Here is a 21,383-nt window from a genome sequence, read left to right as displayed (position 1 = left end):
TTCTGTGGGGTTTGCGGCCGTCGGTCATGGTCGGTCCGTTGCCAGGGTACGGCTGCGGCGGCGGTCGCCACGGGCGGGCGCGGGGTAGACCCTCGCCAGTCGCTTCACGGGCCATGAGGCGCGCATGTCGCACCCTACCGAGATGGGGGCCGGAGTACAAGATGGATGGGCTGGGATATGGGTTCTCTGGGCAATACGTTGCGGACGTCCGGGTGTCCCGGTTTGCGAGTTTTTCGTCATGCACGGGGGGCGAAGATCAGGCCGGTATGGAGGCGGGGTGCGCACATGATCTTGCTGTTGTGCGTCGGCACTGGATATCGGGCACCTGCCGCGTAGGCGGAATGTTGCTGGATGCTCATGGCGGTGTCATGGTGAGAATGGCTGCTGTAACCCGCGAGGGCCCTTGCCTGCTGATAAGACCTATCTCATTGGGCAGAGATCGCTGGGCCGCGCGTCGCCGCGATCCGCGGCCCAGCGCAGGGTTTAGGCCCTGATGGTCGCTGGCGGCCGCTGGTCACGGTCCCTAGGCTCTCTCTCATGGCGGACAGTCCGGCACGAAACGGCGGGGTGAGGCGGCGCATGGGTCTGCGAGATCTCGGTCCTGGGCTCCTCACCGGAGTTGCGGACGATGACCCGAGCAATATCGCCACATACTCGCAGGTCGGCGCGCGTTTTGGCTACCAGCTGATCTGGACGCTGTGGGTGTTTTACCCGCTGGTGGCCGTCATTCAGCAGGTGAGCGCGGAGATGGCGCGGGCCACGGGCAAGGGGCTGGCCGCCAACCTGCGCGATCATTATCCGCCATGGGTCGGCTACTCCCTGGTGGCCATCCTGCTCGTCGCCAACGTCATCAATATCGGGGCGGATCTCATGGCGATGGGGGGTGCGGCGCGTTTATTGTTCGGTGGCCTGCGTCTTTCCTATGCCGCCGGTTTTCTGGTCATCATCGTGACCCTCGAGGTCTTGGTGCGTTACGAACGCTATGCGCGGGTACTGGAGGTCTTGTCCTTGGCCTTACTCGCCTATGTCGCGACGGCGTTCTCGGTGCATGTCGATTGGCGCCAGGCGCTTGCGGGTTTTGTGCCGACGCTCATGCCGGGTCATCACTACGCAACCGCCCTGGTGGCGATCGCCGGGACCACCATTAGTCCCTATCTGCTGTTTTGGCAGGCCGGCCAGGAGGCTGAGATCACGCAACGAGATTCTACCAAGGCCGCACTGATCGCGCGGCCCGCCCAGGCGCCGTGCGAGTTGCGCCGCATCCGCTTCGACACCTATATCGGCATGGCGCTCTCGCAGATCGTGGCGTTTTTCATCATCGTCACCGCCGCCGCGACCCTGGGCGCCCACGGTATCGTGCGCGTCGACACCGCCAGCGCCGCGGCCTCGGCGCTGGCGCCCCTGGCTGGGCCGTGGACCTCGGCAGTATTTGCGGCAGGGCTCGTGGCCACGGGGCTCTTGGCGATCCCGGCCATGGCCGCCGCGTGCGCCTATGCGCTGGCCGGCATATTGCGCTGGCCGCAAGGCCTGGGGGCGCCGATCCACGCCGCCCCGCGCTTCTATCTGGTGCTCGTGTTGGTGTGCACGGCCGGTCTTGGTATCGTGCTGTTGCCGTTCAACTCCATGCGCGCGCTCTATTTGAGCGCCGCGCTGAACGGACTGGTGGCCGTCCCGCTTCTCGCCTGCATGATGATCCTCGCCCGACGACGCAGCGTGATGGGCCGTTTCGTCATCACCACCGGCTCGCTCATAGTCGGATGGGCGGCCACGCTAGTCATGGCCGCCGCCGCGCTCGTACTGGTGGATAGCTGGATTACTTGAGGCCCAACCTATAGTGTCTGGCATCGCCGCACTGCTACCCTGGTTCGCCGTTCAGTAGCATGCTAAGGTATCAGGATCAGGGCGGCTTGGGTCGCCTAGGCCTGGACGCAACTTAAAGAGAAGACCACCAGAAATGGAATCGAGATCCGAAATGGATGTGGTGCTGGCCCAGCCGCGTGGATTCTGTGCCGGTGTCGTGCGGGCCATAGAGATCGTGGAGCGGGCCCTGGAGGTATACGGTCCGCCCGTGTACGTGCTTCATGAGATCGTTCACAATCAGCACGTAGTCGAGGACCTGAAGGCCCGCGGGGCGGTATTCGTGGAGCGCTTGGACGAGGTCCCCGAGGGTGCGCCGACCATTTTCAGTGCCCATGGCGTCGCCACCGCCCTGGTTGACGAGGCCGCCGACCGGCGCCTCGATGTACTCGACGCGACCTGTCCGTTGGTGACCAAGGTTCATTATCAAGCCCAGCGTTACAGTGTTCAGGGTTATGCGGTGATCATCATCGGTCACCCCGGGCATCCCGAGGTGGAGGGGACCCGAGGCCGTATCCCGGGACCTGTGTATGTCGTCTCGGATGTCGACGATGTCGCGCGTCTGGCGGTCGCAGACGAGACCCGGCTTGCCTATGTGACCCAGACCACCTTGAGTGTGGACGACACCAAGGATGTGATCGCGGCATTGCGCGCGCGCTTTACGTATATCCAGGGGCCGGATCTGAGCGGGATCTGTTACGCGACGCAGAACCGCCAGAACGCGGTACGCAAACTGGCCGGCAAGGTTGATGTGTTGCTCGTGGTCGGCGCGCGCAACAGCTCGAACTCGAATCGCCTGCGTGAAGTGGGCGAGCAGCCGGGGACGCGCGCCTATCTCGTGCAGGACGCGAGCGAGCTCGATCGGACTTGGTTTCAGGGGCCGTTGCGGGTCGGGATCACAGCCGGTGCCTCGACCCCCGAGATCCTGGTGCGGGGTGTATTGGAGAGGCTCGGGGATTTTGGCGTGGTGCAGGTCACGGAGATGCCGGCCGAGCCTGAGACGACGACGTTTCGCCTGCCAGTCGCTTTACTGAAGAAGGCCCGCAGCCCCCTTTAGGAACGGGTCCACGGAGTAGGAGAAGTGTTATGCAAGTGCCCATAAGACAACAGTGGAGCATCGGACGTTATATCCTGGGGCAGAAATTGCGGGGCAACAAGCACTATCCGCTGGTCCTGATGCTTGAGCCCTTGTTCCGCTGCAACCTGGAGTGTGCCGGTTGCGGCAAGATCGAGTACCCAGACGAGATACTGGACAGACGCCTGAGCGTCGATGAGTGTCTGCAGGCGGTCGATGAGTGCGGTGCGCCGGTGGTATCCATTCCCGGCGGCGAGCCACTCATTCATAAGGATATGCCGGCGATCGTCGCGGGCATCGTGGCGCGCAAGAAGTTTGTCTATTTATGCACGAACGCCCTGCTGTTGGCGCGGAAGATCGACGACTACACGCCGTCGCCGTATCTCACGTTCTCCATCCATCTGGACGGGCTGCGCGAACGGCATGACCGGTCGGTATGTCGCGAGGGGGTCTTCGACAAGGCCGTGGAGGCCATCAAACTCGCCCGCGACCGCGGTTTCCGCGTGACGGTCAACTGCACCTTGTTCCAGGACGAGGACCCGACCGAGGTCGCCGACTTCTTTGATTTTGTGGCGGGCCTGGGCGTGGAAGGTGTCACGGTATCGCCCGGCTACAGCTATGAGCGCGCCCCGCGCCAGGACGTGTTCCTGCGTCGCGCCCAGAGCAAGATGTTGTTCCGGAAGACGTTTGCGCTCGGCCGCCAACGGCGTGCCAAGTGGCGTTTCAATCAGTCGAGCCTTTTCCTCGACTTCCTGGCCGGCAACCAGACCTATCAATGCACGCCGTGGAGCAATCCGACGCGCAATGTGTTTGGTTGGCAGAAGCCGTGCTATCTCTTGAGCGACGAGGGTTATGCGGCGAGCTTTGCCGAGCTGATCGAGACCACCCCCTGGGAGCGCTATGGCGTCGGGCGCCATCCCAAATGCGACAATTGCATGGTCCATTGCGGCTATGAGGGTACGGCGGTCAATGACACCTTTGCGCACCCCCTGAAGGCCCTCAAGGTCTACCTGGCAGGGCCGCGGGTCGATGGCCCGATGGCCCCCGATCCGGAGCCGTCCTACCAGGATCCGGGCGTGGTGGTGACCGTGCAGCGGGCCTCGCCGAAGAGCGCCGGCTAACCGTCTACGCCGGGGATGGTCTGGACCGACCTTGCGGCGGTCGCCGCCGGCGCGTGGTGCGCGCTGCTTTTGGTGCCGTGGCAACCATGGCGAACCAGCGAGCGCCTCGAGGCGGATCCGACGTCGCCCGCGCGGGTGGCGCTGGGTGACGTCACCGTGCTCATGCCAGCGCGTAACGAGGCGCCGGTCATCGCGCGTTCGTTGGCGGGGCTTGCGAGTCAAGGCGCGGCTCTGAAGACAATCCTCATCGACGACGGGTCGACCGATGGCACTGCGGACATCGCGCGGCACGCGGGGCTTGCCGACCTTACCGTCATCCAGGCCCCGCCACTGACGCCGGGCTGGACCGGCAAGCTGTGGGCGCTGGAACACGGGCGCCAGATGGTCACTACCCCTTATGCGCTACTGCTCGATGCCGATATCGCGCTAAGCCCCGGTCTTGTCGCGACCCTGCTGGAGAAGGCCCGGGGCGAGCGTCTGGCGCTGGTGTCGCTGATGGCGGCCCCGGCCATGAGCGGTTTCTGGGATCGCTGGTGGATGCCGGTATTCATCTACTTCTTTAAGCTCCTCTACCCCTTTCGTCTGGCCAATCGGCCTACGGCAGGCACGGCCGCCGCCGCCGGCGGTTGCCTGCTCGTGACCCGCGAGGCCTTGGAGGGTATCGGGGGTTTTGGCGCCCTACAGGGCGCTGTCATAGACGATTGCACACTCGCGGCGCTCGTGAAGAGACAGCGGGGGGGTGCGACCTGGATCGGACTTACGCATTCGGCGGTCATGTTGCGCGCCACCGACCTGCGGGGCTTCTGGCGCATGGTGGCACGCACCGCCTTCACCCAGTTGCGCTACTCATATACCCTGCTCGTGGCCTGTGCGGTGATCATGGCGATCGTGTTTGTGGCCCCGCTTGCCGCGATCGTCGCAGGCGACACGACGGCGTGCGCCTTGGGTCTCGCGGCCTGGGGGCTCATGGGTGTGAGCTACGTGCCGACCGCACGTTTTTATCGACAATCCCCGTGGACGGTGGCCGCCTTGCCGGCGGCCGGAGTCGCCTTCCTGCTTATGACCTTCACGTCGGCCCTGTGGTATGCTCGCGGCCTCCGGTCCCGATGGAAAGGTCGTGACTACCGGCGGGGATCGGCGTGACCGGCCGGGCGAGACCTGCCGAAACGGCAAAAGGAGAGGCTATGACACGGCAAGAGATAGGGTGGCGGATGGCTGGCGTGTGGGTGGCAGTAGCATGGCTTACGACTGTCAGTGCCCCTGCTTATGCCGCACAGACGGGGCCGGCAGTAGCCGTGGTCCGTCATTTCCAGAATACCCTAATCGCGGTCATGAAGGTGGGCAAGTCCCTGGGGTTCAAGGGCCGCTATGGACAACTCATGCCGGCCGTGCATAAGAGCCACGATGTGGCCTACATCGCCCAGCTGACCCTGGGGCCCTATTGGGGACGGCTTACGCCCGCCGAGCAGCAGGCCTTCGTGCGGGCTTTCACCAAGCTTACAGTGGCCACCTACGCCGCGCAGTTCCGGCGTTATTCCGGACAGGCCTTTCGCCGCGTGACCTCGCAGGAGGTGGCGCAGGGGGATGTCCTGGTCGAGACCGAGCTTACGACTCATGGGCGCAAGGATGCCACGATCGACTATCTCGTGGCGCCCACCGGGGGACACTGGGAGATCGTCAATATCGTCGCCAATGGCGTGAGCGATCTGGCCTTGAAGCGCGCGCAATACACGGCCATTATTCGTAAAAAAGGCTTTCCGGCGCTGCTTGCGACATTGCGCGACAAGGTGGCGCAACTGAGTCACGGCGCCGTCAAGGGTTAGGCAGGGGCGGGGTGAGTGCGGCGTGGTTTCATGGCGGCTGATGCCCGATGTCGGATGAGACGGGCGGTCGCGCGGGTCCTTGCTCTGGCTTGTCTCTTGCTGCTTGCAGGGTGCGCGACGACCGGCGGGCCCGACCCGCTCGAGCCCATGAATCGCCGCTTCTACGCCTTCAATAGCGCGACCGACCGGTTGATCATGAGCCCGGTGGCGCGCGCCTACAAGACTGTGACTCCTAAGCCGCTACGTGCCTCGCTCACCAACTTTTTCCACAACGTGGCCTATCCGGATGTCATCGTGAACGACTTCTTGCAGGGGCGGCTTGGGCAGGGTATCGACGATATCGGCCGCTTTGTCGTCAACAGCACCATCGGGCTCTTCGGTCTCTTCGATGTCGCGACCCCGCTCGGGCTCAAGGCCCATGTCGAGGATGCGGGGCTGACCCTCGGGCGTTGGGGTGTGGGTCGGGGTCCCTACCTCGTGCTACCGTTCGTGGGCCCCGACACCTTGCGCAATACCCCGAGCCTGGTGATGGGGATATTCACCAACGTCTTGTATTACGTCGGCGTGCCGGCGCTCACCGTACCCCTCACAGTCGTCGATGTCATAAACGCGCGCGCCAACGCCAGTGCCTCGCTGCGCTATGTGCGTGAAAATGCCGTCGACAAATACGTCTTTACGCGCGATGCCTACCTCCAGCACCGGGACTACCTGCAAGACGACGGGCACTTGCCGCTGAAGGCGGTCGAGCAGATGATGCTGCCGCCGACGCCCGCTCCGGCACCGGCCGACCCTCCGCCGCTTGCCGATCCACCGCCCCGGTCACGGGTGGTGATGACGGTCCCCGGGCGGCCGGATGTCGCTATCCGCCCGGCGGTACCGGCCGGATAGCGGTCGAGGAGGAGTGATGAGGGCATTGGTGACGGGCGCATCGGGTTTTGTCGGTTCGGCGGTGGCGCGCGCCTTATTGGCCGCAGGGCATGAGGTGCGCGTTGTCGTGCGCAAGACCAGCACCCTTGCCAATATCGCCGACCTATCGGTCGAGCGTGTCGAGGGCGACCTGCTCGAGCCGACCTCGCTACGCGGCATTATGGCCGGCTGCGATGCCTTGTTTCATGTGGCGGCCGACTATCGGTTGTGGGTCCCGGACCGGGAGGCCATGTTTCGGGCCAACGTCGAAGGGACGCGCGCACTCATGGAGGAGGCGTTGACGGCGGGGGTGAGGCGTGTCGTCTACACCAGCAGCGTGGCCACCCTGGGGTCGGTACCGGGGGTGTCGCCGACGAACAGACGCCGGTCTGCTATAGCGACATGATTGGCCCTTACAAACAATCGAAGTTTCGGGCCGAGGAGGAGGTGCACCGCCTGATCCGTCTCGGTTTGCCGGCGGTGATCGTAAACCCCTCGACGCCCGTGGGTCCACGCGATATCAAGCCCACGCCGACCGGGCGTCTCGTGCGCGACGCTGCGCGCGGACGCATCCCGGCGTACGTCGATACCGGCCTCAATATCGTGCATGTCGACGATGTGGCGCTGGGGCACCTGCTCGCCTACGCCCACGGTCGCATCGGAGAGCGCTACATCCTCGGGGGGACAACCTGACGCTCGCGGCGATCTTAACGCTCATCGCCGATATCGCCGGCCGCCGGCCGCCATCGTTGCGCCTGTCACGGCATTGGCTGTGGCCGGTGGCGCTGGCCTCGCAGGCCTACGCGCGCGTGCGCAAGTCGGCAACGCCGCTCGTCACTTGGGATGAACTGCGCATGGCGTCCAAGTACATGTTCTTCGATTCCGCCAAGGCGCGAGCGGAGCTCGGCTACCGCCCGCGTCCCGCCGAGGCGGCGCTGGCCGACGCCGTGGCGTGGTTTCTCGCGGCCGGACGCGCGGCCGGCCCGTCCGCGGACGCAGTGTGATGGCCGGCTGGATCGCGATCGCGGCGCCGGTCGCCGCAGTCCTCGGGCTTGCGGTCTTGATGGCGCAGGTGTGGGCCTTGGGGACATGGCCGGCACGCGAGCCTGCGCCCGCGTGCCTGCCGCCGATCTCGGTCTTGAAGCCCTTGTATCGCGAGGGTGCAGGCCTCTATGAGTGTCTGCGATCGTTCTGCTGCCAGGACTACCCGGCCTATGAGATCGTGTTCGGGGTGCATGATGCTAAGGATCCGGCGATCGCGGTCGTGCACCGCCTGCAGGCGGAGTTTCCGGAGCGCGCCTTAACGCTTGTCATCGACCCCACGCGGCGTGGTGGCAATGCCAAGATCGATAACCTGATGAATCTGATGGTGGGGGTGCATCACGACATCCTGGTGCTCGCGGATGCCGATATCCGCGTGGGCCCGGACTACCTGCGCCGCCTCGCCGGTCCGGTCCAGGACGCGCGCGTCGGTATCGTGACTTGCCTGTACCGGGGGTTGCCAGCACCTGGGCGGTGGTCACGTCTTGGCGCGCTTTTCATTCAGGATTGGTTCGTACCCCAGGTGTTGTTGGCCCATGCCTTGGGATCTGCGGATTTCGCATTCGGGGCTACGATCGCGCTGCGCCGGCCGGTGTTGGCGGCGTGCGGTGGATTCGAGGCCTTGGGTTCACAGCTTGCCGATGACTATGCGCTCGGGGCCCGTACTCGGGCGCTCGGCTGGCGCACGGTATTGTCGTCCTATTGCGTCGACACCGTGGTCTGCGAACCGCGCCTGCGTGATCTCGCTGCCCACCAGCTGCGTTGGTTGCGCACCATCCGCCTCATCAACCCGTGGGGCTATGCCTTTTCGGGTATCACCTTCGGTCTGCCGTTGGCGATGATCGCGGCCGTGATCACCGGGCAGGCCTGGGTATGGGGTCTTGCGTTTCTGGCCTTGATCGTACGCCTCGTGCTACATTCACGCGCTTGCAGGCGCCTGCAAGCGCCCCGGCGCTTCGGGCTCGTTCCCCTGGCGGATGTCTTGCTTTGCGGGCTGTGGGCCCTCGGGCTCGTGGGGCGCAAGGTCAGGTGGCGTGGCACGATCCTGGCTGTGGGTCACGATGGGGGCATTAAAGCGAATCGGGAGTAAGTGCAATGATGAAGACTCTTTTTCTGCATCCGCCGTCTTATGAGGGATTCGACGGCGGGGCCGGATCGCGGTACCAGGCCAAGCGCGAGGTGCGTTCCTTTTGGTACCCCACCTGGCTCGCGCAGCCCGCGGCCCTGGTGCCGGGCAGCAAATTGATCGACGCCCCGGCGGCCGGGTTCAGCCTCGAGGAGGTCTTGCCTATGGCGCAGGGTTACGAACTCGCGATCCTGCATACGAGTTCGCCGTCGTTTGCCTACGACGTCCAGGTCGCCGAGGCCTTGAAGAAGACCTACCCGGACATGAAGATCGGTCTGGTTGGCGCCAAGGTGGCGGTGGCCCCCGAGGAATCCCTCACGGCCTCGCCGGCTATCGACTTCGTGGCGCGCGAGGACTTCGATTTCACGGTGAAGGAGGTCGCCGAGGGCCGTCCCTATGCGGAGATCGACGGGCTCACTTTCCGTGACGAGAAGGGGGCGGTGGTGCACACCCCGCATCGGCCGCCGATCGAGGATATGGATCAGCTGCCGTTTGTCACCGAGGTCTATAAGCGCGATCTGCGCGTCGAGGATTATTTCATCGGTTACCTGAAACATCCCTATGTCTCTTTCTATACCGGGCGGGGATGCAAGTCGCGCTGCACCTTCTGTCTGTGGCCGCAGACTGTGGGTGGCCACCGCTATCTCGTGCGCAGCGCCGAGCACGTTGTAGAAGAGGTCAAGCTCATCCAACGGTATTTCCCGCAGGTCGCCGAGGTGTTCTTCGACGACGATACGTTTACCGACAATGCCCCGCGCGCCGAAGAGATCGCGCGTCGTCTCGGCAAGCTCGGCGTGACCTGGTCTTGCAACGCCAAGGCCAATGTGCGCTATGAGACCTTGAAGGTCATGCGCGACAATGGCCTGCGCCTGCTGCTTGTCGGTTACGAGTCGGGCAATCAAAAGATCCTGAACAACGTGAAGAAGGGCGTGCGCCTCGATATCGCCCGGCAGTTTGCCAAGGATTGCCACAAGCTCGGCATCACCGTGCACGGCACTTTCATTCTCGGGCTCCCGGGAGAGACCCGTGAGACCATCGAGGAGACCATACGCTTCGCCAAGGACATCAACCCTCATACCATCCAGGTGTCGCTGGCAGCCCCTTATCCCGGGACCTTCCTGTACAAACAGGCCATAGAGAACGGCTGGCTCCAGGAGGAAAACAGCAAGCACCTCGTCAATGACCGTGGCGTACAGATGAGTGCGTTAAGCTATCCACACCTGAACCACACGGAGATCTACGATTCCGTGGAGTCCTTCTACAAGCAGTTCTATTTCCGGTCGGGAAAGGTCGCCGAGATGTTGGGGGAGATGGTCAAGAGCCCCCAGATGATGGGCCGGCGTCTGCGCGAAGGGGTCGAGTTCCTGCGGTTTTTCAGGCAGCGCTAGGTGTCGCGGGCGTCTCGCCGGCTGATCGTCACCGCCGACGATTTCGGGCTGTCGTCTGCGGTCAATGAGGCGGTCGAGCGCGCCGCGCGTCAGGGGATCTTGACGTGCGCGAGCCTCATGGTTGGCGAGGATGCGGCAGACGATGCCGTGGCGCGCGCGCGTCGTCTGCCGGCGTTGCGTGTGGGCCTGCATGTGGTGGTGGCGGACGGTCGTCCGGTGCTGCCCCCGGAACGCATCCCCGCCCTGTGCGATCGTCACGGCCGCCTGGATGGCCGCCTGGTGCGTGCCGGGGTCCGGTTTTTCTTTCGGCCGTCGGTGGCGCGCCAATTGGAAGACGAGATTGCAGCGCAGTTTGCGGCGTTCGCGCGCACCGGCCTGCCCTTGGATCACGTCAATGCCCACAAGCATATGCATCTCCACCCGACGGTCCTCGGGCTGATCCTGAAGATCGGCCGGCAGTATGGGATGCGTGCGGTGCGGCTCCCTTACGAACCTCCGGCGGTGGTGCGCTCCGCGGGTGGGGCATGGCGCTACGGCAAGACGATGGGCGTGGTCGGGCTATGGATAGGGCTCATGCGTTGGCGGCTCGACCGCGCGGGTCTTGCGCATAATGACCGGGTCCTCGGGCTCTTGCAGTCTGGGGGCCTGGACGAGGCGGCGGTTCTTGCGCTCCTGCGGCGGCTCCCGCCCGGGGTGACTGAACTCTACTGTCATCCGGCGATCAGCGATGAGGCCGCGGCGCGCGCCCTGGGATATCGGCAGGCCGATGAATTCGCCGCCCTGATGAGTACCGAGGTGGCGCGCGCCCTGCGGGAAGGTGGCGTTATGCCAGTCGCCTTCGGTGATCTCGCTTAAGGGAAGAGAGGCGTCATGCGCGACAAGCGCCAGTCAGGCAGCATTGATCGGCTCGATCGATGGTATTACGGGGCCCTCATCGGCTTGGCCGATTTCTCGCGGCGCCGGGCCTGGTGGGTGCTGATCTTTGCCGTTGTGCTGAGTATGGGCTCGCTCGCCTACACGCTCACGCATTTTGCCATCAGTACGGACATGAGCAAGATGCTGTCCCAGGACCTGCCGTTCGAGCGCGCCCAGCAGCGTTTCAATAAGGCCTTCCCGGGGCTTAGTAAGACCTTGCTCATCGTAGTCCATAGTGACTCGCAGACGCTCTCGCGGCAGGGCGCCGAGCGCCTGACGCACTGGCTTAGGCGTCACGGCCAGGGCATTACGCAGGTCAGCCAGCCCGACGGTGGCCGGTTCTTTGCGCGCGAGGGGTTGTTGTATCTGTCCCAAAAGGCGCTCTGGCGCCTGTCCGACCGCCTGTCGCAGGCGCAACCGTTCATGGCGACGCTCGCCGCGCACCCGACCCTGCCACGCTTTACGGCGCTCCTGGACGCCGCTTTGGCCCGCGCGCGCGCCCCGGGCGGGTCGCTGCCCGGTCTTGTGACGGTGCTCGACGGATGGCGCAAGACCCTGCAGGGTCAGGAGCAGGGTCGCTATGTGGTGATGCCTTGGGGGAGCCTTATGGGGGTCGCGGCCCCCGGTGGGGGTACGGCCGGCGACAGTTTCGTGGTGGCAAAGCCCCGTTACGACTACAAGGGGGGCGCGCCGGTCCGTACCGCCTTGCAGAGTATACGGGCCGGGGCCCGGGCCCTCGGGCTCGATGCCGCGCATGGCGTCAGTGTGCGCATTACCGGATCGGCGGCGCTCGACAATGAGCAGGTCAAGACCGTGTCGCAGAGCGCGGGTGTGGCGACTGGCCTGTCACTCACCCTGGTGCTGGTCATGCTGGTACTGGGTTTGCGCCGCCCGCGCTATGTCATCATCATCCTCGTGACCCTGTTCATGGGGTTGACCTGGACCGCGGCGTTCGCGCTCCTCGCCACCGGACCCATGAACTTGATCTCGGTGGCCTTCGCGGTACTGTTCGTGGGTCTCGGCGTCGATTTCGGGATCCAGTTTTGCATCCGTTATCAGGAGGAGGGCGCCCATGGCGACAACGGTCAGGCGATCTCCGCGACCGCGCGTGGCGCCGGCAGTGCGTTGAGTCTCGCGGCCGTAGCTGCGGCCATCAGCTTCTATTCCTTCGTGCCGACAAGTTACGCCGGGATCGTCGATCTCGGGATCATTTCCGGCACTGGGATGTTCTTTGCGCTCATCGCCAATCTGACCGTGACCCCGGCGCTGCTCACGATCCTCGTCAATGGCCATGCGCAGGGGCGGCCACGCGGGCGCCTGCGCGCCCTGTTGGCGCGTATCCCGGTGGCGCGCCATCCGCGTGCGATCGTTGCCGGTGCCACGGTGATCGCCATCGGGCTCATTCCCATGATCCTTGCGAGCCGCTTCGATTTCGATCCCATGCATCTCCAAAATCCCCACAGCGAGGCGGTGTCGACCTTCGAGTCGTTGCTCAAAAACAGCCGCATTTCGCCCTACCCCATTGATATTTTGGAACCCAATCTCCCCGCCGCGCAGGCGATGGCCGCGCGCCTTGCGCGCCTAAAGACAGTGGGACGCGTGCTTACGGCCGCAAGTTTCGTCCCCACCCATCAGCGCGCCAAGCTTGCGGTGATCGCGCAAATGGCCCTGATCGTGCCGCCGTTTTCGATCCATCCCCGGCGCGCACGGCCGCCGTCAGCGGCCCGCATCCGGGGCTCGTTGCGTCGTCTGCGTCAAAGCTTGAAGACCTTCGCCGCCGAGCGCGGCCATGGCCGCACGGTCCATGCGGCGCGCGCCCTGGATGTTGCCCTGGGCTCGTATCTGGCGCGGTTCGGTCATGATCAGGCCGCCCTTTTGGTCTTGCAGCGGCGCATTATCGGCACCCTGCCCTGGCAGCTTGCCAGTCTGCAAAAGGCGCTGAATGCGCGTCCCGTGACCCTGCGCACCTTGCCCGCCTCGCTGCGCAAGTCATTCATTAGTGCCGATGGACAGGCGCGGGTCGAGGTCTTTTCGTCGCTCAATCTCAACCACAATCGCAATATCGTCCGATTTGCCCATGACGTGGCGCGCGTGGCCCCCCATGCCGTAGGTCCGCCCGTGCTGCTCGTGCAGGGCGGCCGTGCGGTGGTCAATGCCTTCAAGGAGGCGACCGCGATCTCGTTTGTGTTGATCACCGCGGTCTTGTTGCTGACCTTGCGCAACGTGGCCGATGCCTTAACGATCCTGGCCCCGCTGGTATTGGCAGCTATGGCCGCGGTGGCGGTGATGTGGGTGCTTGGGATCTCATTCAACCTTGCCAATATCATCGTGTTGCCGCTGCTTATCGGTCTGAGCGTGGCGTTTAGCATCTACCTCGTCGTGCGTTGGCGGCGCGGTGTCGGGACCGCGCTCCTGCTCGATACCAGCACCTCGGAGGCCGTAGTGTTCAGCGCGCTCACCACCATGAGTTCGTTTGGGAGCCTTGCGGTCTCGTCCAATCCCGGGATGGCCGTCCTGGGGGAGACCTTGTTTATCGCCATGGGTGCGGCCCTCATTACGATTTTGTTGGTGCTGCCTGCGATCTTAAGCCTGCGTCAGGCCTCGCATGAGCAACAGGCCTGACGCCCGCCGCGCACCCCCCAGCGGCCGTGGACGGCGGGGGTGTTGGGGATCATGGCGGCCGGCGGTATCGCGCTTACGGCGTGGCTTTTGGAGCGCTTGGGGTTCGCGCCGGTCATGGCGTTTCTGGCGCGCGCCGGCGTGGGTCTCCTCTGGCTTATCCCTTTGCGTGTCGTGGTGGTCGCCACCGAGGTCCGCGGATGGGGGGCGTTGCTCGGCATCCGGCGGCGTATCCCCTGGCTGTTGCTGGTGTGGCTTGCTATGGTACGTGATGCGGTCAACACCTTCCTTCCGGTGGCACGCGTGGGGGGCGAACTCGTCGCCATCCGGCTTTTGCGTCTGCGCGGTGTGAATACCAGTACGGCCTCGGCGAGCGTGATCGTCGAGACCAGCGTTACGCTCGCCTTGCAGATCGTCATTACGCTCTGCGGCATTGCCTTGATGCTCCCTTTGGCGGGCATCCAGACACCGTTGCCGGAGTTGTTGGCGGGTGTCGGGGCGGCAGTGGTCGTGGTAGCAGGGTTCGTGGCGGTTCAGGTGCGCATCGGCCTTGCGGAATTTGCAGACCGCACGCTCGGGCGCGCACTGCGCGCCATCGGCGGCCGGGATCTGCCGCTCGCCCCCGGTCTGGACCGCAGGGTGATGAGCCTGTACCGGCACCGTGCGGTGCTGGCGCGCTGCGCATTCTGGCAGCTCGTGGGTTTTGCGGGCGGCGCGGCCGAGATCGCACTCCTGGCGGCGCTGATGCACATCCCCTTGACCCTTGCTCAGGTATTCGTGTTCGAGGCCCTGATCCAGGCCGTGCATAGCGTAGCGTTCGTGGTTCCCGGGGCCCTCGGGGTCCAGGAAGGCGGCTTTGTCGGCCTGGCCGTGCTGCTTGGCGTCGCACCCGATGCGGCGTTGAGTCTCGCGCTCGGACGCCGGTTGCGTCAGCTGGCCATCGGGTTTCCTGTGCTGCTCTCATGGCAATGGCACGAGTGGCGCCTACGGCGCCTTTCGTCCGCGCACGCCGCGCCGACCAGCGGTTAGGGGCGCCAAACGAGTTCAAGAAGGTTACACTTTATGTTAAGGTGCCGACCGCCAGCGCCGAGCGCGGTGGGCACGGCCCGCAGATCGGCCAACCGATGACGCATCAGGGAAAAGGGACATGTCCGTATCGGCAGTAGATGCGACAGCAACGAGAGGGGACGCGGATGACGAGCGCTTCCAGGCGGCTATGTTGCAGGATGTGTCGCGGACCTTCGCGCTGACTATCCCCGAGCTTCCGCGGGCGCTGCGCGCCGTCGTCGGCAACGGCTATCTGCTCTGCCGTATCGTCGATACCATAGAAGATGATCCGGATCTCAGCAGCGCCCAGAAACGGCGTTTCTGTACGCTCTTCGCGCACGTCGTGGCGCGCCGCGCCGATCCGCGGGAATTTGCGCGCAGTCTCGATGCGGTGCTCGCCCCCGGAGTGCCGCCGGCCGAGCGCCTGTTGGTGCGCGAGACCGAGCGCGTGATCGCGATCGGGGACACCTTTACGGCCACGCAGCGCAAGGCGCTTGAGACCTGCGTGGCCGTCATGGCCGACGGGATGGCGGAATTTCAGGAGCGCAAGGATCCTGCGGGTCTGCCGACCCTGGCGGACATGGATCGTTACTGCTATCACGTGGCCGGGGTCGTGGGTGAGATGCTCACGCGCCTGTTCTGCGAATACTCTCCGGAAATGCGTCGTCATGAAGACCGCCTTATGGCGCTCGCGGTCTCGTTTGGGCAGACTCTCCAGATGACCAACATCCTAAAAGATATATGGGAGGACCATGGGCGCGGGGCCTGTTGGTTGCCGCGCGACGTGTTTGCGCGTCATGGGTTTGCGCTTGCCGATCTCGATCACGGGCCCGATGATGAGGGATTCGGTCGCGGCCTTGGCGAACTCATCGACGTGGCGCGCACCCATGCACGCGGTGCGCTCGAGTATGTCTTGTTGATCCCACCTAAAGAGGCGGGCCTTCGGAATTTCTGCTTGTGGGCGCTTGGTATGGCGGTTTTGACACTGCGCAAGATTGATCGCAGGCGGAATTTCTCCAGCGGTCAGGACGTGAAGATCACACGCCGCAGTGTCAAAGCGACGGTTGCGGTGAGCCGCCTGTCCGCCGGCCATAACCGGCTTTTGCGTCTCTTGTTCGCGCTTTTGGCGGGTGCGCCGCGGCCCTTGCCGCGCGGCGTCTGACGAAACGCGTCATTGCCCGAGGAACCACGCCGTATGAAGAGTCAGAGGGTTTCGGCAAAGAGCCGGGAGAGCCGCGAGTCTCTGGTGCAGGATGCGCAGGCGGCCTTTCTCGACGCGGTGCTTGCGCAGGCGCGGGACCGTATCCTCGCCGAACAGGCCCCGGAAGGGTACTGGTGCTGGCCGCTCGAAGCCGACTGTACCATCCCGTCTGAATACATCCTCATGATGCATTTCATGGATGAGATCGACTGTGCGCTGGAGGAAAAGCTCGCGCGCTATATCCGTGCCCGGCAGATGGCGGATGGTGGGTGGCCGCTCTACTATGACGGCCACTTCGATATGAGTGCGTCGGTCAAGGCCTATTACGCCTTGAAGCTTGCGGGTGACGATGTGAATGCGCCCCATATGGTAAGAGCGCGTGCGCTCATTTTGGAGCGAGGCGGCGCAGCACGCGCCAATGTGTTTACGCGCATCGCGCTCGCGCAGTTCGGTCAGGTGCCGTGGCGTGCGATCCCGTTCATGCCCGTGGAACTGGTCATGGCCCCGAAGTGGTTCCCGATTACGCTCGCCAAGGTCTCGTATTGGTCGCGTACGGTCATGGTGCCTTTGCTCGGGCTTTGCAGTCTCAAGGTGCGTGCACGCAACCCACGCGGCATTGGGATATCGGAGCTGTTCGTGCGGCCCGCCGAGGAGGAGCGCAATTACTTTCCGGTGCGGTCGTTCATGAATTATGTCTTGTGCAAGCTTGAGCGCGTCGGATTTCGTCTCGAGGGCGTGATTCCGCGCCGGCTACGGGCGCGCGCCCTGGATCGCGCCGAGGCGTGGATCATAGAGCGCTTAAATGGGACCGGGGGGCTTGGGGCAATCTTTCCGGCGATGGTGAATGCCTACGAGTTTTTGGCCGTGCGTGGCTATGGGCCCGAACACCCCTATCGGCGCGACGCCCTGATCGCCATTCAGAAACTGTTGCTCGTGGGGGAATACGAGGCCTATTGCCAGCCGTGTGTGTCGCCGATCTGGGATACCGGACTTGTCTGTTTGGCGCTTATGGAGGTCGATCGTGAGGGCACAAAGGACGCGGTGTCGCGCGGCCTGTCGTGGATGCGTGATCGTCAGCTGCTCGACGCCCCTGGAGACTGGCGGGACAGCAGGCCCGATCTGCGCGGGGGCGGCTGGCCCTTCCAGTTCGAGAACGGCCATTATCCGGACCTGGACGACACCAGCGTCGTGGCCTGGGCCATGGAGGAGTCGTGTGATCCGGCGTATGCCGAGTCGATCCAGCGCGCCGCCGAATGGGTCGCGGGCATGCAGTCGCGCAACGGCGGTTTTGCCTCGTTTGATGTCGATAATACCCATTATTATCTGAACGAGATCCCATTTGCGGACCACGGGGCCCTGCTCGATCCGCCGACGAGTGATGTGACCGCACGGTGCGTCACCCTGCTGTCGCGGGCGGCTGGTGATGGGCGCTATCGCGAGGCGATAGAGCGGGCCATCGCCTATCTGCGGTCCGAGCAGGAGGAGCATGGCGCATGGTTCGGCCGCTGGGGGACGAATTATATCTATGGGACATGGTCGGTGTTGGTGGGCCTGTGTGCCGCGGGAATCGGCGGCGATGACCCGGCGATACGCGCTGCGGTACGCTGGCTTGTGTCCATCCAGCGTGCCGATGGCGGTTGGGGTGAGAGCAACGACTCTTATCACAACCCAGAGACCGCGGGAATCGGTACGCGCAGCACCGCGTTTCAGACGGCTTGGGCGATCTTGGCGCTGATCGTTGCTGGCGAGGTCGACAGCGAGGCGGTGCACCGCGGTGTGCGCTATCTCTTGACCCATCGCGAACCGGGTGGGCTATGGGAGGATGTGGAGTTCACGGCCCCCGGTTTCCCGCGGGTCTTTTACCTCAAGTACCACGGGTACGCCCGGTATTTCCCACTGTGGGCCTTGGCGTGCTACCGCAATCGGGCCGCCCGCTAGAGGCCCCTTACGGCATTGTTGTCGCGCTGGCCGCCGAGGCCCGCGCCTTCGGCCGACCCGTGGCCCTCGGCCGGCCCCGGGCGTTGGCCGCCGGACAGTGGCTAGGGGTGTCTGGGATGGGCGCGGAACGGGCCCGGCGCATGGCGCTCGATCTCGTATCTCGCGGGGTGCGCGGACTCGTGAGTTTCGGCACATGCGCGGGCCTTGCCCCGGGTCTTGCCGCCGGCACCCTGGTGTGTCCGCGCGTGGTGCGCGATGAGCAGGGGGCCTATGAGGTGTCGTGGCCGCAGGCACTCGTCGATGCCTTGCCGGCGGCTGCGCCTATCGATGCGCTGGTGTCGGTATCACGACCGGTCGGTGGTGTCGCCGACAAGGCCGAGCTGTTGCGTCGTTACGGCGCGTCGGCCGTCGACATGGAGAGCGCGGCGCTGGCCCGCGTCGCACACGACAGCGATCTCGCGTTCCTGGCCGTACGCGTGGTCGTGGATCCCTTCGATGCGTTGGTCCCGGAAGGCCTTATGCAAGGGCTCGATGCTTGGGGGCGGCCGCGCGTGGGCGCGCTGCTCGCGGCGTTCGGCATCGATGGGCGGCAGTGGCGCGCGCTTTGGCGTCTTGGCCGCGATTTTGCCAAGGCGCGACCGACCTTGGCGCGTGCCGCCGACGCGCTGACTGGCCGGCCTTCCCGCGGCCGCGCCTCGTCGCGGCTGACCGATGGCGGGTAACGGCATGCACCACGATTCATGACCGCTATGCCGCACAAGACGGGACCGCGCGCGTGGCTGCGTGTCGTGCCGATTGCCGCCGGCCTATTGGGCCTGGCGGGCGCGGCGCTGCTATTTGCGCGCCATCATCCTGTGCGCATCCTCGATCTTGTGGCCTTCGCCGGGTTCGGCATGCTGTGGCTTGTGCCGGTGCGTGTTATCGTCCTGGCCCTGAACGCACAAGGGTGGCGCGCGCTCTTCCCTCGAGGGCAGACGGTCTCCTTGTCGCTTCTTACCTGGATGGCCTTTGTGCGCAATGCCGTCAATACGCTGCTGCCGGTCGCGCACGTAGGCGGCGAGGTGGCGGCCGCGCGCTATCTGGTGAGGCGCGGGGTGCCGGCGCCGGTGGCGATTGCCGGTATCGTCGTCGAGACCACCGTGTCGATCTTCGTGCAGATGGGTTTTGCGATCCTCGGTATCGGCCTGTTGCTGTCTTACATGGGCAGCGCGCCGCTCATCCAGCGTCTCTGGTGGGGGCTTGCCATCGCCCTGCCCGCGGGGCTCATCTTTGTGTTTTTGCAGTGCCGATCGCGCCTGTTTGCCCGTCTTCAGCGGGCGTTGGGGCGTGTGAATAGCCAACTCGCCGCCGAGGCCACTGACGGCGCGGCCGTGGATGACGCGATCGTGTCCTTATATCGCCGCACCGGCGCGCTCGTCTATTGCGCCCTCTGGCAGGCCTTAAGCCTCGCGGGCGGGGCCGGCGAATTCTGGGTGATTTTGCACCTGCTCCATCAGCAGGCCTCGGTGCGTCTGGCCGTCCTGCTCGAATCGTTGGTGCAGGCGCTGCAAAGCGCCGCGTTCATGGTTCCGGGCACCCTGGGGGTTCAGGAAGGCGGGCTTATCGCCATCGGTGCCGCGACCGGGCTGTCCGCGGATACCGCGCTTGCGATCTCGGCGGTGCGGCGCGTGCGCCAGATCGGGATTTCCCTGCCGGTGCTCCTGTTGTGGTTGCGTGCCAGCCGCGTGCCACCGGTCCACCCCCATCCCCGTCCCGAATGAATAAACGAGTGGATGCGCGGCGCGCCGCGGACTGGTAGCATCGTGGCCCCGGTCCACGCCGGGCGCAGGACCCATGCAAGGAGACCCAATGACAAAGGTGCTCTGGCCCAACCTCTTTATCGTGGGGGCCGTAAAGAGCGGTACGACCTCGCTTTATGCCTACTTGAGGCAGCATCCGGACATCTTTTTTCCGGAGATGAAGGAGCCGCATTTCTTTGCACAGCCCGCGCCCTCGCCGGAGCAGCGGCATCTTATTACATTCGTCGGCGATCAGGCGGGGTATCTGCGACTCTATGAGCGCAGCGGCGACCGCCGTTGGCGGGGCGACGCCAGTCCCTCCTATCTCTGGAGCGCGCCGGCGGCGGCGCGTATTGCCGAGGTAGCGCCCGAGGCGCGCATCATCATTATCCTGCGCGATCCTATCGAGCGCGCCTATGCGCAGTACCTGATGGATTATTCGGAGGGCGCCATCGATCGGCCGTTTTTCGAGGCCTTGCAGCACGATTGGGAGCGCCCGGATAAGGGCTGGGGGGTGTCGCAGCTCTATGTTGAATTGGGGCTCTATACGGGACAGATTCAGCGTTACCGCGCGCTGTTTGGCAGCGACCAGGTGCTGGTGCTGTTGCTCGAGGATTTGAAGAAGGATGCGCGCGGCGTACTGACCCGCATCGCACATTTTCTCGACATCCCCGAGGGACCCATGGCGATGGTCGATATCGCCGAAGCCCACAACCACTACAAGCAGCCCAAGGGCCAGTGGGCGCGATGGCTTGCCGGACACCCTGTGAGCCGGTTTTTGGGGGAACGTGTCATGCCGCGGCGCCTCGGCGAGTATATATGGGAGCATTGGATGCAGAAGGATGCCCCCAAGCCGCCCATCGATGCGCGTGCCGTAGCCTACCTTCAGTCGATCTATGGGCCCGAACTTGTGGCGCTCGAGACCGAACTGGGGCGGCCGCTGCCAGAGCTTCGGCGTAGTTGGGCGGCCGCGTCGCATGCCGCATCGCCGCCGGATGCCGGGATCGCGCCTATCCATCGCGCCGCGGACGTCGCGACGCGCGTCCAGACGGAGGGGGCCGTCGACCGCTAGTCCTCGCGTGCGCCGATGCCAGGTCCTCGGCAACCATGGCGCCCGGGCCCCCTGTTGGTGAACCTCCTATTGCCGGGATCTCCATGCGACCCATCGCGGACCGAAACGCGGGAGGCACCATGGATTCGCAGGACCCTGCATCGCGCTGTATCTCCCGGAAATATTGGGAAAAGTTTGGGGCGTTCTGGGGCGGATCATGGGGGCTTTTGATCGCTGCGGCGTTCTTGTGGAGCCCCGGTGTCCGGGTGCTCGCAGCCGGCGGCCGATCGCAGCTGCGACCATCTCGGCGTTCGCGGGCGGCGGCGTAGTCGTTCACGGGATGTCGGTGTTCGGCGCCGGACTCTATGGCCCCGGCATTCCAAAAAGAGTGCCCTCGAATACGAGACCGCCCTTAAGACCGACTGCGTTCTCGTGATCGTCCCTGGAGCGTGCAACGCGGTTGAGTGCGCCCGCGATACGCCCTCGCGCACCGGTCG

At 64.8% G+C, this 21,383-nt stretch carries 16 protein-coding genes and 1 pseudogene; all 17 read left to right on the top strand.

Features of this window, described 5'->3' with window-relative positions; all coding sequences use genetic code 11:
* Positions 1 to 579 precede the first annotated feature (579 nt).
* The 17 genes and pseudogenes from C4900_RS11030 (at position 580) to C4900_RS10950 (ending at position 20,907) form a co-directional block, all read left to right on the top strand.
* On the top strand, positions 580 to 1,821 hold the full coding sequence (locus C4900_RS11030; protein WP_083995673.1) for an NRAMP family divalent metal transporter: 1,242 nt from the start codon (positions 580 to 582) through the stop codon (positions 1,819 to 1,821).
* A 151-nt stretch (positions 1,822 to 1,972) separates the two neighbouring features.
* Entirely contained in the window at positions 1,973 to 2,914 is a 942-nt protein-coding gene (ispH, locus tag C4900_RS11025; protein WP_065969200.1) for a 4-hydroxy-3-methylbut-2-enyl diphosphate reductase, read from the top strand.
* Between the two features lie 29 nt (positions 2,915 to 2,943).
* Positions 2,944 to 4,053: an adenosyl-hopene transferase HpnH gene (hpnH, locus tag C4900_RS11020; RefSeq protein WP_065969201.1), complete on the top strand. Its 1,110-nt coding sequence runs from the start codon at positions 2,944 to 2,946 to the stop codon at positions 4,051 to 4,053.
* Between the two features lie 15 nt (positions 4,054 to 4,068).
* Entirely contained in the window at positions 4,069 to 5,196 is a 1,128-nt protein-coding gene (locus C4900_RS11015; protein ID WP_114283087.1) for a glycosyltransferase, read from the top strand.
* Between the two features lie 41 nt (positions 5,197 to 5,237).
* A complete protein-coding gene (locus C4900_RS11010; RefSeq protein ID WP_147267184.1) occupies positions 5,238 to 5,876 on the top strand; it encodes an ABC transporter substrate-binding protein in 639 nt (212 codons plus the stop codon).
* A 54-nt stretch (positions 5,877 to 5,930) separates the two neighbouring features.
* Positions 5,931 to 6,764: an MlaA family lipoprotein gene (locus tag C4900_RS11005; protein ID WP_065969203.1), complete on the top strand. Its 834-nt coding sequence runs from the start codon at positions 5,931 to 5,933 to the stop codon at positions 6,762 to 6,764.
* Positions 6,765 to 6,780: 16 nt separating this feature from the next.
* Positions 6,781 to 7,786, top strand: a pseudogene (gene hpnA / locus C4900_RS16995) (hopanoid-associated sugar epimerase).
* Positions 7,786 to 8,913: a bacteriohopanetetrol glucosamine biosynthesis glycosyltransferase HpnI gene (gene hpnI / locus C4900_RS10995; protein WP_065969205.1), complete on the top strand. Its 1,128-nt coding sequence runs from the start codon at positions 7,786 to 7,788 to the stop codon at positions 8,911 to 8,913. Before hpnA ends, hpnI begins: the two are co-directional and overlap by 1 nt.
* A gap of 5 nt (positions 8,914 to 8,918) precedes the next feature.
* Complete coding sequence (gene hpnJ / locus C4900_RS10990; RefSeq protein ID WP_065969206.1) at positions 8,919 to 10,337, top strand: hopanoid biosynthesis associated radical SAM protein HpnJ; 1,419 nt, start codon at positions 8,919 to 8,921, stop codon at positions 10,335 to 10,337.
* Positions 10,338 to 11,192, top strand: coding sequence for a hopanoid biosynthesis-associated protein HpnK (gene hpnK, locus C4900_RS10985; RefSeq protein WP_065969207.1), 855 nt, complete (start codon positions 10,338 to 10,340; stop codon positions 11,190 to 11,192).
* Positions 11,193 to 11,207: 15 nt separating this feature from the next.
* Positions 11,208 to 13,874: an MMPL family transporter gene (locus C4900_RS10980; protein WP_065969208.1), complete on the top strand. Its 2,667-nt coding sequence runs from the start codon at positions 11,208 to 11,210 to the stop codon at positions 13,872 to 13,874.
* 39 nt (positions 13,875 to 13,913) lie between these two features.
* The gene (locus tag C4900_RS10975; RefSeq protein WP_147267183.1) at positions 13,914 to 14,900 is read left to right on the top strand and encodes a lysylphosphatidylglycerol synthase domain-containing protein; all 987 of its coding nucleotides are present in this window, start codon (positions 13,914 to 13,916) and stop codon (positions 14,898 to 14,900) included.
* A gap of 187 nt (positions 14,901 to 15,087) precedes the next feature.
* A complete protein-coding gene (locus C4900_RS10970; protein WP_211306900.1) occupies positions 15,088 to 16,080 on the top strand; it encodes a phytoene/squalene synthase family protein in 993 nt (330 codons plus the stop codon).
* 33 nt (positions 16,081 to 16,113) lie between these two features.
* On the top strand, positions 16,114 to 18,057 hold the full coding sequence (gene shc, locus C4900_RS10965) for a squalene--hopene cyclase (RefSeq protein ID WP_114283085.1): 1,944 nt from the start codon (positions 16,114 to 16,116) through the stop codon (positions 18,055 to 18,057).
* Positions 18,030 to 18,779, top strand: coding sequence for a phosphorylase family protein (locus C4900_RS10960; protein ID WP_170132518.1), 750 nt, complete (start codon positions 18,030 to 18,032; stop codon positions 18,777 to 18,779). Before shc ends, C4900_RS10960 begins: the two co-directional genes overlap by 28 nt.
* A gap of 27 nt (positions 18,780 to 18,806) precedes the next feature.
* Positions 18,807 to 19,817, top strand: coding sequence for a lysylphosphatidylglycerol synthase domain-containing protein (locus C4900_RS10955; protein WP_065969213.1), 1,011 nt, complete (start codon positions 18,807 to 18,809; stop codon positions 19,815 to 19,817).
* Positions 19,818 to 19,905: 88 nt separating this feature from the next.
* Complete coding sequence (locus C4900_RS10950; protein WP_065969214.1) at positions 19,906 to 20,907, top strand: sulfotransferase family protein; 1,002 nt, start codon at positions 19,906 to 19,908, stop codon at positions 20,905 to 20,907.
* Positions 20,908 to 21,383: the final 476 nt, after the last annotated feature.

The sequence above is a fragment of the Acidiferrobacter thiooxydans genome, assembly GCF_003333315.1.
GTDB lineage: Bacteria > Pseudomonadota > Gammaproteobacteria > Acidiferrobacterales > Acidiferrobacteraceae > Acidiferrobacter > Acidiferrobacter thiooxydans.
The sequence above is the reverse complement of the archived record's forward strand: the minus strand, read 5'-3'. Positions and strand labels throughout refer to the sequence as shown.